The organism is Kitasatospora sp. NPDC036755, assembly GCF_040636595.1.
GTDB lineage: Bacteria > Actinomycetota > Actinomycetes > Streptomycetales > Streptomycetaceae > Kitasatospora.
Window position 1 is genome coordinate 22,072 of sequence record NZ_JBEZUT010000038.1, and the last position, 16,039, is coordinate 38,110.

At 71.0% G+C, this 16,039-nt stretch carries 12 protein-coding genes and 2 pseudogenes; 4 read left to right on the forward strand and 10 right to left on the reverse strand.

The window, feature by feature from the left end; translation table 11 throughout:
* Nucleotides 1–77: 77 nt before the first annotated feature.
* The 9 genes and pseudogenes from AB0E96_RS08710 to AB0E96_RS08750 form a co-directional block, all read right to left on the reverse strand.
* Nucleotides 78–512 (reverse strand): annotated as a pseudogene (locus tag AB0E96_RS08710) (GtrA family protein); the annotation flags it as partial.
* Nucleotides 509–1,441, reverse strand: coding sequence for a glycosyltransferase family 2 protein (locus AB0E96_RS08715; RefSeq protein WP_359820288.1), 933 nt, complete (start codon nucleotides 1,439–1,441; stop codon nucleotides 509–511). The gene AB0E96_RS08715 and the pseudogene AB0E96_RS08710, both read right to left, overlap by 4 nt.
* Nucleotides 1,442–1,661: 220 nt before the next feature.
* Complete coding sequence (gene tuf, locus AB0E96_RS08720; RefSeq protein WP_359820291.1) at nucleotides 1,662–2,855, reverse strand: elongation factor Tu; 1,194 nt, start codon at nucleotides 2,853–2,855, stop codon at nucleotides 1,662–1,664.
* A gap of 201 nt (nucleotides 2,856–3,056) precedes the next feature.
* On the reverse strand, nucleotides 3,057–5,162 hold the full coding sequence (gene fusA / locus AB0E96_RS08725; RefSeq protein WP_359820293.1) for an elongation factor G: 2,106 nt from the start codon (nucleotides 5,160–5,162) through the stop codon (nucleotides 3,057–3,059).
* 39 nt (nucleotides 5,163–5,201) lie between these two features.
* Nucleotides 5,202–5,672, reverse strand: a complete 471-nt coding sequence (gene rpsG, locus AB0E96_RS08730; RefSeq protein WP_030055803.1) for a 30S ribosomal protein S7 — start codon at nucleotides 5,670–5,672, stop codon at nucleotides 5,202–5,204.
* 2 nt (nucleotides 5,673–5,674) lie between these two features.
* Entirely contained in the window at nucleotides 5,675–6,046 is a 372-nt protein-coding gene (gene rpsL, locus AB0E96_RS08735) for a 30S ribosomal protein S12 (protein WP_014144289.1), read from the reverse strand.
* Between the two features lie 376 nt (nucleotides 6,047–6,422).
* Nucleotides 6,423–8,024, reverse strand: a complete 1,602-nt coding sequence (locus tag AB0E96_RS08740) for a DUF2142 domain-containing protein (RefSeq protein WP_359820296.1) — start codon at nucleotides 8,022–8,024, stop codon at nucleotides 6,423–6,425.
* Between the two features lie 47 nt (nucleotides 8,025–8,071).
* The gene (locus AB0E96_RS08745) at nucleotides 8,072–9,760 is read right to left on the reverse strand and encodes a hypothetical protein (protein WP_359820299.1); all 1,689 of its coding nucleotides are present in this window, start codon (nucleotides 9,758–9,760) and stop codon (nucleotides 8,072–8,074) included.
* 185 nt (nucleotides 9,761–9,945) lie between these two features.
* Nucleotides 9,946–10,497, reverse strand: a complete 552-nt coding sequence (locus AB0E96_RS08750) for a DUF1707 and DUF4190 domain-containing protein (RefSeq protein WP_359820302.1) — start codon at nucleotides 10,495–10,497, stop codon at nucleotides 9,946–9,948.
* Between the two features lie 267 nt (nucleotides 10,498–10,764).
* Between AB0E96_RS08750 and AB0E96_RS08755 the strand changes: the two genes are divergently transcribed.
* The 4 genes from AB0E96_RS08755 (at nucleotide 10,765) to AB0E96_RS08770 (ending at nucleotide 15,843) form a co-directional block, all read left to right on the forward strand.
* Nucleotides 10,765–11,586 carry an ABC transporter ATP-binding protein gene (locus AB0E96_RS08755; RefSeq protein WP_359820304.1) on the forward strand — a complete coding sequence of 274 codons (822 nt, stop codon included), beginning with the start codon at nucleotides 10,765–10,767 and terminating at the stop codon, nucleotides 11,584–11,586.
* A complete protein-coding gene (locus tag AB0E96_RS08760; RefSeq protein ID WP_359820307.1) occupies nucleotides 11,583–13,211 on the forward strand; it encodes a transporter in 1,629 nt (542 codons plus the stop codon). Before AB0E96_RS08755 ends, AB0E96_RS08760 begins: the two co-directional genes overlap by 4 nt.
* 123 nt (nucleotides 13,212–13,334) lie before the next feature.
* Nucleotides 13,335–14,606, forward strand: a complete 1,272-nt coding sequence (locus AB0E96_RS08765; RefSeq protein ID WP_359820309.1) for a DUF2786 domain-containing protein — start codon at nucleotides 13,335–13,337, stop codon at nucleotides 14,604–14,606.
* 124 nt (nucleotides 14,607–14,730) lie between these two features.
* The gene (locus AB0E96_RS08770; protein WP_359820311.1) at nucleotides 14,731–15,843 is read left to right on the forward strand and encodes an ADP-ribosylglycohydrolase family protein; all 1,113 of its coding nucleotides are present in this window, start codon (nucleotides 14,731–14,733) and stop codon (nucleotides 15,841–15,843) included.
* A gap of 33 nt (nucleotides 15,844–15,876) precedes the next feature.
* On the opposite strand, the pseudogene AB0E96_RS08775 reads toward AB0E96_RS08770, so the two are convergent.
* Nucleotides 15,877–15,954 (reverse strand): annotated as a pseudogene (locus AB0E96_RS08775) (hypothetical protein); the annotation flags it as partial.
* Nucleotides 15,955–16,039 lie beyond the last annotated feature (85 nt).

Consider the following 16,039-nt stretch of genomic DNA (forward strand, 5'->3'; position numbering starts at 1 on the left):
CCCGAGCCCCACCCGCCGCAGCGCCGCCCCGAACCCCGCCTGCCACGCTTCCGGCGTGGCTCCCGGAAGACCCATACCTTGGCCAGCACGAACCGGACCACCGTGGCGAGGCCGTTGGCCACCACCAGGCCCGTCACCTCGACCGCCCGGGAGGCGTGCGGCACCGCCACGTCCAGCAGCGCCAGGGCCCCGCTGGACAGGCCCAGCCCGATCAGGAACGCGACCCCGCCCTGCAGCTGGTGGCGCACCGCGCCCTCCGAGCCGGTGATGCCGAAGGTGAAGCGCCGGTTGGCCGCGGTGTTGACCACCGCGCTGACCGCCAGCGCGACCAGGTTGGCCACCTGCGGCGAGGCGACCAGCCGCAGCAGCACGAACAGCAGCAGGCAGAAGACGGTGCTCAGCACCCCGATGACGAGGAAGGACGGCAGCTGCCGGCGGGCCGTTCGCGGCCCCGCGGCAGCCCCGGCGGGCTCGTCCCGGTCGTCCCGGTCGGTGGACAGGGCCCCGTTCACGCGCCCGTCCCGTACCGGTCCGGCTCCTCGGCCGAGTCGTAGCCGACGAAGTACGCGGGCCGCGCCTGCACCGCCGAGTAGATCCGGCCGACGTACTCCCCGAGCAGGCCCACGCAGACCAGCTGCACGGCACCGATGAAGAGCATCCCTATGAACAGCGAGGACCAGCCCGGCACGGTGGAGCCGACGGCGTACGCGACCGTGGTGTAGAGCGCCAGCAGGATGCAGACCAGGAAGCTGAACAGCCCGAGCCAGGTGGCCAGCCGCAGCGGGGCGGCGGAGAAGTTGGTGACGCTGTCGAGCGCGAGCCGGACCATCTTGGACAGCGGGTAGTGGCTGCTGCCCGCGACCCGCTCCTCGCGCACGTAGACCACCTCGCCGCTGGGGAAGCCCAGCCAGGGCACCAGCAGCCGGTAGACCGGCTGGTGCTCGGGCATCGCCTTGAGCGCGTCCACCGCCGCCCGGCTGAGCAGCCGGAAGTCGCCGGCCTGGTTGGGCATCCGCTGGCCGACCAGCCGGCGCATCAGCCGGTAGTACCCGCCGGCGGTGTGCCGCTTGAAGAAGGTGTCGGTGCCGCGGTCGCCGCGCACGCCGTAGACGATGTCCAGGTCCTGCTCGCGGGCGAGCGCCAGCATCTCGGGGATCTTCTCCGGCGGGTCCTGGAGGTCGGCGTCGATGGAGACGACGTACTCGCCGAAGGAGCGGTGGAGGCCCGCGGTGAGCGCCGCCTGGTGCCCGGAGTTGCGGGAGAAGCGGACGATGCGGAACTCCGGCCAGTCCTGGCGGATCTTCCGCATCAGGACCGGGGTGACGTCGGTGCTGCCGTCGTCGACGCCGACCACTTCGTAGGCCACGTCGAGCCCGTCGAGGATCGGCCTCAGCCGTTCAACGGTCAGCGGGAGTGCCTCCTGCTCGTTGTAGATAGGCATCACGACCGACAACAGCGGTGCCGTTGACATGCGTTGGTCCCACTTTCCGCGACGGCGGGGCTGATTGGTTGCCCGACGATAACAGTCCGCGATGAGCTGGCGATGAAGGGAGTCACGCTCCGGTGAAGTCCCCATGAGACGCCGAAGGGCCCCGCGCACCGGACGGTGCGCGGGGCCCTTCGGACTGAGCCTGTACGAGGCAGGCAGGTCAGAACATCAATTACTTGATGATCTTGGTGACCTGGCCGGCGCCGACGGTGCGGCCACCCTCACGGATGGCGAACTTCAGGCCCTCCTCCATGGCGATCGGCTGGATCAGCGCGACGGTCATGGCGGTGTTGTCGCCCGGCATGACCATCTCGGTGCCCTCGGGGAGGGTCACGACGCCGGTCACGTCCGTGGTACGGAAGTAGAACTGCGGGCGGTAGTTGTTGAAGAACGGGGTGTGACGGCCACCCTCGTCCTTCGACAGGATGTAGGCCTGGGCCTCGAAGTCGGTGTGCGGCGTGACCGAACCCGGCTTGATGATGACCTGGCCGCGCTCGACGTCCTCGCGCTTGATGCCACGGAGCAGCAGACCGACGTTCTCACCGGCCTGGCCCTCGTCGAGCAGCTTGCGGAACATCTCGATGCCGGTGACCGTGGTGGTGGTCTTGGTCTCCTTGATGCCGATGATGTCGACAGTCTCGTTGACCTTCAGGATGCCGCGCTCGATGCGACCGGTGACGACGGTGCCACGACCGGTGATCGTGAAGACGTCCTCGATCGGCATCAGGAACGGCTGGTCCACGGCGCGGGCCGGGGTCGGGATGCTCTCGTCGACAGCCTTCATCAGGCCGAGGAGCTTCTGGCCCCACTCGGCGTCGCCCTCGAGGGCCTTCAGCGCGGAGACGCGGACGACCGGCAGGTCGTCGCCCGGGAACTCGTACTCGGAGAGCAGCTCACGGACCTCGAGCTCGACGAGCTCCAGGATCTCCTCGTCGTCCACCATGTCGGCCTTGTTCAGGGCGACGACGATGTACGGAACGCCGACCTGGCGGGCCAGGAGGACGTGCTCCTTGGTCTGCGGCATCGGGCCGTCGGTGGCGGCGACCACCAGGATGGCGCCGTCCATCTGGGCGGCACCGGTGATCATGTTCTTGATGTAGTCAGCGTGACCCGGGCAGTCGACGTGCGCGTAGTGCCGGTCCTCGGTCTGGTACTCGACGTGCGCGATCGAGATGGTGATACCGCGCTGACGCTCCTCCGGGGCCTTGTCGATCTGGTCGAACGGCGTGAAGGGGTTCAGGTCCGGGTACGCGTCGTGCAGCACCTTGGTGATGGCCGCGGTCAGCGTGGTCTTGCCGTGGTCGATGTGACCGATGGTGCCGATGTTGACGTGGGGCTTCGTCCGCTCGAACTTCGCCTTCGCCACTGAGTCCTCCTGAGGACAGTTCCTGTACGCCGTGCTGACGCCAGTTGGTCTTTGATCGGTTTTGGTGCGGGTTGTCCGGAGGACATCCCGTGCCGTCCCGCTGGTGGGGGGGCCGGAGGCTTCCCGGGAGGATCCGACCGGATCCTCCCGGGTTGCCTCCTAATAGCCTAAGGCTTCGCTATCGTCCCGATTATCGGGACGTCACTCGCCCTTGGCCTTGGCGATGATGTCGTCCGCCACGTTCTTCGGAACCTCGGCGTACGAGTCGAACTGCATCGAGTAGCTCGCGCGACCAGAGGTCTTGCTGCGCAGGTCACCGACGTAGCCGAACATCTCGGAGAGGGGCACCAGCGCCGAGACGACGCGGGCACCGTGACGCTCGTCCATGGACCGGATCTGGCCACGGCGAGAGTTGATGTCGCCGATCACGTCGCCCATGTAGTCCTCGGGCGTGGTGACCTCGACGGCCATCATCGGCTCGAGGAGGACCGGCTTGGCCTTCTTCGCGCCTTCCTTGAACGCCATCGAACCGGCGATCTTGAACGCGAGCTCGGACGAGTCGACGTCGTGCGCCTGGCCGTCGAGCAGGCTCACGCGGACACCCTGCAGCGGGTAGCCGGCGAGGATGCCGAACTCCATGGCCTCCTGGCAACCGGCGTCGACCGACGGGATGTACTCCCGCGGAACGCGGCCACCGGTGACCTTGTTGACGAACTCGTAGCCCTCGGCCTGCTCGAGCGGCTCGATCGCGATCTGCACCTTGGCGAACTGACCGGAACCACCGGTCTGCTTCTTGTGGGTGTAGTCGATGCGCTCGACCGCCTGGCGGATGGTCTCGCGGTACGCGACCTGCGGCTTGCCGACGTTGGCCTCGACCTTGAACTCACGGCGCATACGGTCGACCAGCACCTCGAGGTGCAGCTCGCCCATACCCGCGATGATGGTCTGGCCGGTCTCCTCGTCCGTGTTGACCTGGAAGGACGGGTCCTCCTCGGCGAGACGCTGGATGGCGACACCCAGCTTCTCCTGGTCACCCTTGGACTTGGGCTCGATCGCGACGCGGATGACCGGGGCCGGGAAGTCCATGGACTCCAGGATGACCGGGTTCTTCTCGTCGGACAGCGTCTCACCGGTGGTGGTCTGCTTCAGGCCCATGACGGCGATGATGTCGCCGGCGCCCACCGAGTCGATCTCCTCACGCTTGTTCGCGTGCATGCGGTAGATCTTGCCGATGCGCTCCTTCTTGCCCTTGACGGCGTTCAGCACCGAGGTGCCGGACTCCAGGCGGCCCGAGTAGACCCGGACGAAGGTGAGCTTGCCGAGGTGCGGGTCCGACATGATCTTGAACGCGAGCGCGGCGAGCGGCTCGTCGTCCGAGGCCTTGCGGGAGATCTTGACGGTGTCGTCGCCCGGCTTGGTGCCCTCGATGGACTCGATGTCCAGCGGGGACGGCAGGTACTTGACGACGGCGTCGAGCAGGGGCTGAACGCCCTTGTTCTTGAACGCGGTGCCGCAGAAGATCGGGGTGAAGTCCGAGTTCAGCGTGCCCTTGCGGATCGCCGTCTGCAGCAGCTCGACCGGGATGTCCTCGCCCTCGAGGGCGAGCTCCATGATCTCGTCGCTGACGTTCGACACGGTGTCGATCAGCGCCTCGCGGTACTCGTCCGCCTGCTCCTGCAGCTCGGCCGGGATGTCGACGATGTCGTACATCTCGCCCTTGGCGGCCTCGGCCGACCAGACCAGCGCCTTCATGCGGACCAGGTCGACGACGCCCTGGAAGTCCGACTCGGCACCGATCGGCAGCTGCATGACCAGCGGGGTCGCGCCGAGGCGGTCCACGATGGTCTGGACGCAGAAGAAGAAGTTCGCGCCCGTGCGGTCCAGCTTGTTGATGAAGCAGATGCGCGGGACGCCGTAGCGGTCAGCCTGCCGCCACACGGTCTCGGACTGGGGCTCGACACCGGCGACACCGTCGAACACCGTCACGGCACCGTCGAGGACGCGCAGCGAACGCTCCACCTCGACGGTGAAGTCGACGTGACCCGGGGTGTCGATGATGTTGATGGTGTGGTCGGCATCGTCGACGGTCCAGTGACAGGTCGTCGCGGCCGACGTGATCGTGATGCCGCGCTCCTGCTCCTGCTCCATCCAGTCCATGGTGGCAGCGCCATCGTGGACCTCACCGATCTTGTACGACACGCCGGTGTAGAACAGGATCCGCTCGGTGGTGGTGGTCTTGCCCGCGTCGATGTGCGCCATGATCCCGATGTTGCGGACCTTGGCGAGGTCAAGGGAGGTTGCAGCCATGGTGGCTCGTTCTCTCTCTGTCTAGTGACGGGGTACGGACTACCAGCGGTAGTGCGCGAAGGCCTTGTTGGACTCGGCCATCTTGTGGGTGTCCTCGCGACGCTTCACGGAAGCGCCCAGGCCGTTGCTGGCGTCGAGGATCTCGTTCATCAGGCGCTCGGTCATGGTCTTCTCGCGACGGGCGCGGGAGTAACCGACCATCCAGCGCAGCGCCAGGGTGCTGGCGCGGCCCGGACGGACCTCGACCGGAACCTGGTAGGTCGCGCCACCGACACGGCGGGACTTGACCTCGAGGGCCGGCTTGACGTTCTCCAGCGCGCGCTTCAGCGTCACGACCGGGTCCGAGCCGGTCTTCTCACGGACGCCCTCGAGGGCGCCGTAGACGATCCGCTCGGCGGTGGAGCGCTTGCCGTGCAGCAGGATCTTGTTGACCAGCTGGGTGACGACCGGGGAGCCGTAAACCGGGTCGATGATGACCGGGCGCTTCGGGGCGGGGCCCTTACGAGGCATTCTTACTTCTCCTTCTTGGCGCCGTAGCGGCTGCGAGCCTGCTTGCGGTTCTTGACACCCTGGGTGTCAAGCGAACCGCGGATGATCTTGTAGCGGACACCAGGAAGGTCCTTCACACGACCACCGCGCACCAGCACGATGGAGTGCTCCTGCAGGTTGTGGCCCTCGCCCGGGATGTAAGCGGTGACCTCGATCCCGCTGGTGAGGCGCACACGGGCGACCTTGCGGAGAGCCGAGTTCGGCTTCTTCGGGGTGGTCGTGTACACACGCGTGCAGACCCCACGGCGCTGCGGGGAACCCTTCAGCGCGGGAGTCTTGTTCTTCTCGACCTTGTCCTGCCGGCCCTTTCGGACCAGCTGCTGGATCGTAGGCACCGTTTCTCCGTTTTCTGTGTGCCAAGGCTTGGTGGAACTAACCTGCGGTGTCTCCCTCGCACACGGCCCCGTGGTCGACCCACGCGGTCGGGTGTGTTGGGCTTGTTACGACACGGAATCCCATGGCTGCTGTACAGCGACGGCGCTCTACGCGCGGCGCGCTGGGAAGCGCTCCGGCTCGGCGCGGCGACCGGTGTGCATGCACGCACAAGGACCCGGGGACACCCCAGGCACAAGGTCAGAGCGTACCTAGCGCATGGGGCTCGGTCAAAACAAATGCAACGCCGCAGGTCGCGGGGCTTGCACCGGAAGCGGCCCGGGAACCGGGCCGGGGCGGGGCTCCCTACCACAACCGGGCAGCCCCCGCACCGCGACCCTACGCCTCCGCGTGGGCCCCGGCGAGCCGGGGCGGATCCTGACTGGCGTCGCCGCCGGCCGTCCCGGCCGACTGCGGCAGCGGGCGGTCCCGGTTGTCCGACACCGCCGTGAACAGCCCCAGCGCCAGCGCGGCCAGGCTGTACACGGCCAGCCACAGCATCCAGGTGCCGGGCGGGGACCAGTGGGCCGGGTTGATCAGCAGCGGGCCGGTGCTGCCGACCGTGTTGCGGCGCAGCGCCCAGAGGAAGGCCGCGGCGTTGACCAGCGACAGCGAGAAGCCGGAGATCACCAGCAGCCGGCGCCAGGCGAAGCCGCCCCAGGGCAGCCGCTCGTGGCAGATCGCGGCGCACAGGATGGGCAGCCCGACGGCGAACGGCAGCAGGTAGCGGCCCTGCCAGATCATGCCCAGCTTGGCCGCCTGCATGGCCTGCGCCACTATCGGTATCACGACGATGCCGATCATCACACCGACGATCGCCAGGGCGTCCCGGAACCGGGCGTAGCACAGGGCGAACATCGCCAGGGCGAGCACCACGCCGCACCAGACCAGCAGCGTCGCGGCCGGCGCCTCCGCGTCCAGCCAGCCGAAGTAGCCGATCATCTGCTTCATGTACAGCAGCCCGAAGTCGAAGGTCTTCCGGGCCGCGGCCAGCGGGGTGAGGTCGCTCGGGGTGTTGATGATCGAGTTGTCCGGGTGGCTCGACGACCAGGCCAGGGCCGCGACGGCGGACGCGGCGCCCAGGCCGCCCCAGAGCCAGGTCACCTTGCGGCGGAGCACCTCGCGCACCGCGCCCTTCTGGCTCAGCAGCAGCGCGAAGAACAGCGCCCCGGCGAACCAGATCGCGCCCAGCGGGCGGATGCTGATCAGCACCAGCGCGCCGATGCCCAGCCGGGCGACCCGGCGGTTCAGCAGGTGCGGGTCCGGGTTCATCAGCATCGGCAGCCCGGCGCTCCAGACCAGGATGCCCGCCGCGATCTCCGGACCGCTCGGGTTGACCATGCCGAACAGGAACAGCGCCATCGGCGTGGCCGCGGTGACCGTGCCCAGCAGGGTGAAGGACCGCCGCCGCCACTCCGCCGCCGAGACCACCGCGCTCGCCACCAGGGCGGAGCAGATCAGCGCCGACATCAGGCGCATCAGGTAGAAGCCCTTCGCGCCGGGGACCAGGAGGCTCGGCCAGCCCACCGCGAGGTAGTACGCCGGGTGGTAGCGCCCGGCCGCGGTGGTGACCAGGGTCTCCCCGGGCCGGTCGATGAGCCGCGGCGCGCAGGAGGCCGGGCTCTCGGACTTGAAGACGTAGCAGGAGTTGACGTCCTTCAGGTCCTGGTAGATCCGCGGGAGCTCCACCCCGGTCTCCGCGAACTGGCCCTCGATGCCGCCCACCAGGTGCGGGACCATGACCTCGCGGCCCTCGATCTGGCCGCGGGCGACGGCCGCGGCCCGGATGAGGTGGGCGTGCTCGTCCGGCGAGGCGCCGACCGGGGTGGCGATCGACCAGGACGCGCTCAGGGCGAACAGGATCGCGAACGCCACGGCCCACAGACGCCTCGGCGAGGAGGCGAGCCGGTCGGCGAGGCTCTTGACGGCGGTGATCATCATCAGGATTGGGCCTTTGGGGTCAGTTCGGGCTCGTGGGCGGGAACTGGTTACTTGATCATGCTCTGCCATGACTGGTCACCGGTCTTGGAGCAGCGCCCACCCGGCGCGAACTTCGGGCAGGTGCCGTCGAGGTTCTGCATGGTGTGCGACACCCACGGCAGGATCCGGTAGGTGTTCTCCTTGGCCGGCATGTAGCGGTCCGACATCGACGAGGAGACCGTACCGAACAGGAAGAGAAGAGCGAACAGCGTACCGACGACGGCCGCGTGCGGACCGGGCAGGGGCGTTCCGGCGAGTCCCCCGGTCCCGGCGGCACCGGCGGCCTCCCCGTCCTGCGCGAGCCGGCGGTGCTCGGCCAGCCGGAGCGAGACCAGGTGGACCAGCAGGGCGCACAGCAGCAGGCCGCAGTACAGCAGCTGGTTGTTGGTACGCGTGTAGAGCTGGACCGTCTGCGTCTCGTACATGTGCGAGGCGATGAACATCCGCATCACCCAGGCGCTCGCGAACATGCAGCTGATGGTGACGACCACCGGCTTGCGGATGCCCAGCCAGAGGGCGGCGCCCAGTGCGACGAACATCACCACGGCGAACAGGTCCATGCCGCCGAACTCGCCGGGGATCGGCCAGTCGCCCACCTTGCCCGGCATGTCGGTGCGCCACATCAGGAAGTAGGCCGGGTCGGTGAAGTTGTCGAAGCGGAAGTTGGAGTCCTTGGTGTCCTGCCCGTCCGTCAGCATGGTCACCAGGTAGCTGCCGCAGACCAGCAGGAACGCGCCCACGGTGGCGCCGAGGTAGGCCAGGCCCTTGAGCCGGCTCTCGCGCCACGGGAAGTACATCAGCGCCGCGACCACCACGCCGATGGAGCTCCACAGGAACCAGCCGGAGTAGGTGAGGAACAGCAGGCCCAGCAGCGCGCCGAAGCCGACCGCCTTCACCAGCAGCAGCCGCCAGCCGTCCGTACCGCTGCGGCGCAGGTGCACGACCACGGCGACCAGGACCGGCACCAGGACCACCAGCACGGTCTGGCTGTACGGCTTGTACGCGTCGATCAGGGCGAAGGCCGGCAGCACCCCGAAGGCGAGGGCCCGCACCGGGCTGAGCAGCATCCGCCACGAGAGGTAGACCAGCGGGCCGAACGCGGCGGCACCGAGGATCTGGAGGTCCTTGAAGGCGTACGCGGTGTTGCCGCCGCGGAACCACTCGGCGTAGTAGCCCAGGGTGTACAGCGGCGCCGGGGGGTAGACCGCCGAGCCCGAGGGCTGGCCGTTCGCCACCGCGTGGGCCCACTCGACGATCCGCCCGCTGTCGCCGTTCAGGCCGAACATCGGCCAGGGCGTGCCCAGCAGGGCCATCACCGCGCCGGCCGCCACGAAACCGCTGGCGAGGCCGGCGACGGCGGCCGCGGAGAACCGGGCCACCAGGTTGAAGTGCCGGCCCGAACGGAAGCGCATCGCGAGCACGACCGCGCCGAGCAGGAGGAAGCCGATGACCGCGAACCGCAGCTGCAGCGCCGCGAGACCGCTCACCTGGGCGATCCGGTTCAGCGGGTCCATGTGGAACTTGGTCGCCATCACGGGGAGCACCAGGGCCGCCAGGAAGGCGATCAGGACCTCACCCGCGAGCAGTGCCGGAGCCGACGTCCGGAGCCGAGCCGCGGAACGGCCCGCCGATCCCCGGATCAGCGAGCGCCCTCCGATCGGCGGGATCCTGGAGGCCTCTTGGGCACTGACTGTCACTGGTACGGTCCTCAGCTCGTGGTCTCTCGCTCGGCCCGCCCGACCCTTCGGCGTCGGCCGGTGACGGAGAACGTACTGCTTCCGGGCGCGCGGCGGCAGCCCCGGGCATCATAGGTCCTCCGTTCGGGGAAGGCCCCATCGGCGAGGTGGACGGACCACCGCAAGGCCGTCGAACCGGGCGGGCCTCAGGCGATGCCCATCAGGATCATCAGCGTCCAGAACGCGCAGCCCATGTAGCCGATGACCAGGCCGAGGACGGCCGCCCAGTCGCCCTCCATGTTGCGGCGGCGGATCTCCGAACGGGCGATGTGACCGGTGATCACGGCGGGGAGGGAGAGCCCGAACAAGCTAGCCACCAGGGAGACCACGGCGAGCACGTTGGTGGGGCGGACCTGGGGCGGCGGCGGGACGGCCATGAAGGTGGCCGGAACGGGCGTCGCGACGGCGGCCGGCGGCCCCGTCATCGGCCCCGACGGCAGGTCGGCCACCAGCGCGGCCAGCTGGCCGTACGTCTGCGCCGTGGCCACCGCCTCGTGGCGCTGCTCGTACTCCTGGACGGAGAGCCGCCCCTCGGCGAACGCGGCCTTGAGCACGTCGATCGTCCGGTCCCGGTCCGCGTGGCCCGCCCGCATCGCGGCCTGCGGGGACACCCCGGGCACGGGCACCGGCTGCCAACCACCGGCCGGACCGTCGGGCGGATAGCCGGAACCGGGCTCGCCCCATGGTTGTACGGACATCCGCCACCTCCCGGTAGCGCGGCACCCCCGCGCACGTCACTGCTCCCTCATAGTGCAGGACGAACAGCCGAACTGAGTAGTTGCCAAATCGGCCCAGTAGTCGCCGAGAAGAGGATTCCGGACGGCGTGCCTCACCCGTTCGGAGGACACACTCAGGGGATGCTCAACTCGGGCGACAGCCCGTTCACGCAGTGACAGGCTGGGCCCCGGACGCCGTCCCACCACGCCGTCGTCCACCACCACGAGCCACCAGCAGAGAGGGCCACCATGCAGGCGTCAGCGCCGCCGTCCCCCGACCTCCCCGGACCGGGAACCCCGTCCGCCGTCAGCATCCAGGGGCTCTGGAAGCACTTCGGCACCCAGGCCGCGGTGGCCGGGCTGAGCCTGGAGCTGCCGGCCGGGGCGTTCATCGGCCTGGTCGGACCGAACGGCGCCGGCAAGACCACCACCCTCTCGATGGTCACCGGGCTGCTCCGGCCTGACCAGGGCACCGTCCTGGTGCACGGCGCCGACGTCTGGACGGACCCGGTCACCGTCAAGGCCCGGATCGGCATCCTGCCCGAGGGCCTGCGGATGTTCGAGCGGCTCAGCGGGCGCGAGCTGCTCCAGTACACCGGGCGGCTGCGCGGCCTGCCCGGCGCCGAGGTGGACCGGCGGGCCGAGGAGCTGCTGACCGTCCTGGACCTCGGCCGGGACGCCGACAAGCTGGTCGCCGACTACTCCACCGGCATGCGCAAGAAGATCGGCCTGGCCGCCGCGCTGCTGCACAACCCGGACGTGCTGTTCCTGGACGAACCCTTCGAGGGCGTCGACCCGGTCTCCGCCCAGACCATCCGCGGCGTGCTCAAGCGCTACGCGGCCGCCGGCTCCACCGTGGTCTTCTCCAGCCACGTGATGGAACTGGTCGAGCAGCTCTGCGACTGGGTCGCGGTGGTCAACGCCGGCCGGGTGATAGCCCAGGGGCCGCTGGACTCCGTCCGGGGCGGGCGCAGCCTGCACGAGGCCTTCCTGGAACTGATCGGCGTGCGCGAGGACGACGGGCAGGCGCTCGGCTGGCTCGGCGGCGGACACGACGGGGGCGCCCGGTGACCGCCGGGACGGTGAACACCGCGCCCGTCCCCGACGGGCGGACGGTGGTCCGCGCCCTGGTGGCGCTCAAGCTGCGGCTGCTGCGCAACGGGCTGCGGCGCAGCCCCGGCCGGACCACCGTCTACGTGATCGGCGGCGTCGTCGGCGTGGCCTTCGCGGCCGGCATCTCCGTCGCCCTGGCCGCGCTGAACGGGCGCTACGCGGGCTCCGGGGACGCCGGGGTGATGCTGCTCGGCGTACTGACCCTGGGCTGGGCCGCGCTGCCGCTGTTCCTCTTCTCCAGCGACGAGAGCGCCGACCCGACCCGGCTGACCATGCTGCCGCTGCGGCCCGGGCCGCTGCTGCGCGGCTCGCTGCTGGCCGCGCTGATCGGGCCGGGGCCGCTGATCAACCTGGTGCTGGTGACGGGCGCGGTGCTGGCCGGCGCGGCCGGCGGCGCCTCGGCCGCGGTCGCGGTGCTCGGCGTGCCGCTCGCCGTGCTCTGCCTGGTCACGCTCTCCCGGGCGGTCGCCGCGGGCAACGCCCGGATGCTCTCCAGCCGGCGCGGCAAGGACTTCGCGATCTTCGGCGGGCTGGCCTTCGCGCTGCTGGTGCAGGTCGCCAACGTCGGCTCGCAGAGCGTCTTCGGCCGCCGGGGCGGTCCGCTCGACCTCAGTCCGCTGAAGCCGGTCGCCTCGGTGCTGCGCTGGATCCCGCCGATCAGCGCCGCCGACGCGCCGCGCACCGCCGGGGAGGGCCGGTACGGGCTGGCGCTGCTCCAGCTCGCCGCGGCCGCCGCGCTGCTGGCCCTGCTGCTGCGCTGGTGGCGGCGGAGCCTGCAGGAGCTGATGGTCACCGCCGACTCCTCCACCCTGGAAGTGGCCCGCGGGGTGCAGAACTCGCGCGGCTGGGGGTTCCTGCCCGAGGGCCGCACCGGCGCGGTGATGCAGCGGCACCTGCGGTACGCCTGGCGCGAGCCGCGGGCCAAGGCCGCGCTGTTCACCAGCATCGGGATGACGCTGGTGATCTGCGTGCTGTCGATGGTCCAGGGCTGGGCGAGCGTCTACCTGCTGGCCATGACCGGGGTGTTCCTCGGGCTGCAGATGCTCAACCTGTTCGGCATGGACGGCTCGGCGTTCTGGATGGTCGCCGCCACCCTGCGCACCCCGGCCGACGCCCGCTCCGAGCTGCGCGGCCGGGCGTACGCGGTGCTGTCGTACGCCGTCCCGGTGACGGTGGTGCTCGGGCTGGTGCTGGCGGCCGTCACCGGCCGGTGGAGCGAGCTGCCGTCCGCGCTCGGCCTCGCGCTGGCACTGCTCGGCTGCGGGATCGCGCTGGGCTCGATGTTCAGCGTGCTGGCGCCGTACACCATGCCGGCCGACAGCAACCCGATGCGCAACGCCGCTCCCGGGCAGGGCGGGCTGATCCTGCTCAACCAGTTCGGCTCGATGGTCGGCGTCACGGTGCTGGCCCTGCCGGTCGGCGGCTACCTGCTGTGGGCGCTCACCTCGGACGGACCGACCTGGCCGCTGCTGCTGATCGGCCCGCTGTACGGCGCCCTGGTCGCGACCCTGGGCGTGCGGACGGCGGCGGGCCGGCTCCTGGTGCGCGCCCCGGAGATCCTGGCCAAGGCCATCGAGCGCTGAGCCGGACCGGCAGCCCGCCGGTCCCGGCCGAACGCCGAACCGGAACAGCGCCACGCCGCTCCCGGGGTGCGCTCCGGCATCATGGGCAGGAGGCCGGACCGTCGAGGAGAGCAGGGACACACCGTGGGCAAGCGCACGCAGCAGGCCGGGAGCGCCGGAGCGCTGCTGGACCAGGCAGTGCGGTCGGTGCTGACGGCCCCGGACGACGCACTGGACCTCGCCCTGGACACCGGGGCCTCGCTGCTGGCCGCCTCGGCCGGGCAGTGGCCGGAGGTCAGCCGGGCGCTGCTCGGCCACGCGGACACCGCCGTCGGCCGCTGCTGGTCCGCCGGGTGGCGGCCGGCCGACCTGGCCCGGGTGGTGCGGCGCGAGCTGAAGCCCGTCCACCTGGCCCTCGCGGTGGACCTGATCGCCGCCGAGGGCCGCCGCCACCCCGCGGCCGCCCCGGACCGGCGCTGGCAGGAGCAGCTGCGCGAGCTGGAGGCCGAGGTCTGGTGGCCCGGCGACGACGAGTACCTCGGTGCCTTCGCCCACCGGCAGCGGCTGGACCGCTTCGCGCTCGCCACCGCCGTCCTGGAGCTGCTGCGCACCTGGGGCCGGCTGCCTCCGATCGCCCCGGTGGGGCCCGCTCCCGGGCAGGCCGCGCGGTCGCCGCAGTCGGCGCCGGTGACCGGCGAGCCGCGGATGCTGGCGCGGATCCGGGCACTGCTCGCCAAGGCCGAGTCCACCGAGTACCCGGAGGAGGCCGAGGCGCTGACCGCCAAGGCCCAGCAGCTGATGGCCCAGCACAGCATCGACGACGCGCTGCTGGCCGCCGCCGGCACGGACCGCGACACCCCGGCGGCGCTGCGGATCGGGGTGGACAACCCGTACGAGGGCCCCAAGACGATGCTGCTGGACGCGGTCGCGGCGGCCAACCGGTGCCGGGTGGTGTGGGCGAAGGAGTTCGGCTTCTGCACCGTGGTCGGCTTCGACGGCGACCTGGACGGCGTCGAACTGCTCTACACCTCGCTGCTGGTGCAGGCCACCCACGCGCTCAACAAGGCGGGCTCCCGCAAGGACTCCCGCAGCAAGGCGTTCCGCCAGTCCTTCCTGGTCGCGTACGCGGCCCGGATCCGCGAGCGGCTGACCGCCGCCACCGAGCGCGCCACCAGCGCCGCCGCGGCCGGACGGCACCTGCGCGAGGACGGCACCGAGGAGCAGCTGCTGCCCGACGCGCGGCTGCTGCCCGCGCTCGCCGCCCGTTCCGAGGCGGTGGACGAGGAGGTCGGCCGGCTGTTCCCGAAGCTGGTCTCGCAGCGGGTGCGGGTCAGCGACGGCGTGGGCTGGGCGGCCGGACGCGCCGCCGCCGACCGGGCCGCGCTGCACGGGCGCGCGGGGGCGATCCGCCCCTAGGGTGCCGGGTCCCGGCCGATCACCACCGGTTCCCCGTCCGACCCGCGCAAGATCCACAAGAGCCGCCCGGTCCCCCGGGGGACCTGATAGAACGTAGTCCGCCACGAACGAAGGGGGACTCGACGTGACGGAGCCGGCGGCGGAGTCGGGATACCGGGACCGGGTCCGCGGAGCGCTGCTCGGCGGAGCGATCGGCGATGCGCTGGGCTGGCAGGTGGAGTTCCAGCAACTCCACCAGATCCAGGACCGGTACGGGCCGCAGGGCGTGACCACGCTCCCGGCCGGACCGGGACCGGTCGAGGTGACCGACGACACCCAGATGACGCTGTTCACCGCCGAAGGCCTGATCCGGGGCTTCGTCCGCGGCTGGACGGGCGGCGGCGGCTCCGTACCGGAGGCCGTGCACGGCGCCTACCGGCGCTGGCTGCAGACCCAGTTCCAGGGCGCGCCGGACACCGCGCCCCAGCCCCGCCCGTACGACGGCTGGCTGCTGAGCCGGCCCTTCCTGTACGCCCGGCGGGCCCCGGGCAACGCCTGCCTGAGCGGGGTGTCCGAACACCCGGTGTTCGAGGCGCCGTCCGCGATCGGGCTGCCGGGGCCGATCAACCCCGGCTCCAAGGGCTGCGGCACCGTGATGCGCTCCGCGCCGTTCGGGCTGGCCCGGCTGGGCGTCGAGCAGTCCTTCGGGCTGGCCGTGCAGTGCGCCCAGCTCACCCACGGCCACCCGACCGGCTACCTCGCGGCGGGCGCCTTCGCGGCGCTGGTCGAGCGGCTCGCGAACGGCACCGAACCGTGGGCGGCGGTCGGCGAGACGGTGGAGCAGATCCGCGAGCTGCCGAGCTCCAAGGAGACCGTCCAGGCCCTGGCCCGGGCGGTGCGGCTGGCCCAGGAGGCCGAGCCGGTGGCCGAGACGGTGGAGCGGGTCGGCCTCGGCTGGATCGCCGAGGAGTGCCTCGCCATCGCCGTGTACTCGCTGCTGGCCGCCACCCTCGACCCGGACCCGGTGCGCACCGCGCTGCTGCTGTCGGTGAACCACTCCGGGGACAGCGACTCGACCGGTGCGGTCTGCGGCAACCTGGTCGGCGCCGCGTACGGCGCGGCGGCGCTGCCCGCCGAGTGGACCGGGGCGGTCGAGGGCCGGGCCGAGCTGCGGCAGGTCGCGGACGACCTGCTGGTGCTGTTCGGCAGCCGCGACCCGCTGCACCCGGGGCTCGGCGGGCGCTACCCGGCCTGGTGAGCCCGCCCGACACCGTCGCCCCGCCGGCCCGCGCTACCGGGCCTGCGGGTCGGTGACCTGGCCGAGGAACAGCGGCGCGCCACCCCTGGTGTCCCGGATCAGGAACAGGAACGGCCGGTCGAGGCACCGTCACCAACACCGGCAATGTGACGCTGACCGATGTCCACCCGGTCGAGGGCGTCTTCACCGGCACCGG

Bases quoted from the DNA above. Each gene is read 5' to 3' on its own strand.
- AB0E96_RS08715 (WP_359820288.1), bottom strand. From the start codon at position 1,441: ATGCCTATCTACAACGAGCAGGAGGCACTCCCGCTGACCGTTGAACGG.
- fusA (WP_359820293.1), bottom strand. From the start codon at position 5,162: ATGGCTGCAACCTCCCTTGACCTCGCCAAGGTCCGCAACATCGGGATC.
- rpsG (WP_030055803.1), bottom strand. From the start codon at position 5,672: ATGCCTCGTAAGGGCCCCGCCCCGAAGCGCCCGGTCATCATCGACCCG.
- AB0E96_RS08740 (WP_359820296.1), bottom strand. From the start codon at position 8,024: ATGATGATCACCGCCGTCAAGAGCCTCGCCGACCGGCTCGCCTCCTCG.
- AB0E96_RS08750 (WP_359820302.1), bottom strand. From the start codon at position 10,497: ATGTCCGTACAACCATGGGGCGAGCCCGGTTCCGGCTATCCGCCCGAC.
- AB0E96_RS08755 (WP_359820304.1), top strand. From the start codon at position 10,765: ATGCAGGCGTCAGCGCCGCCGTCCCCCGACCTCCCCGGACCGGGAACC.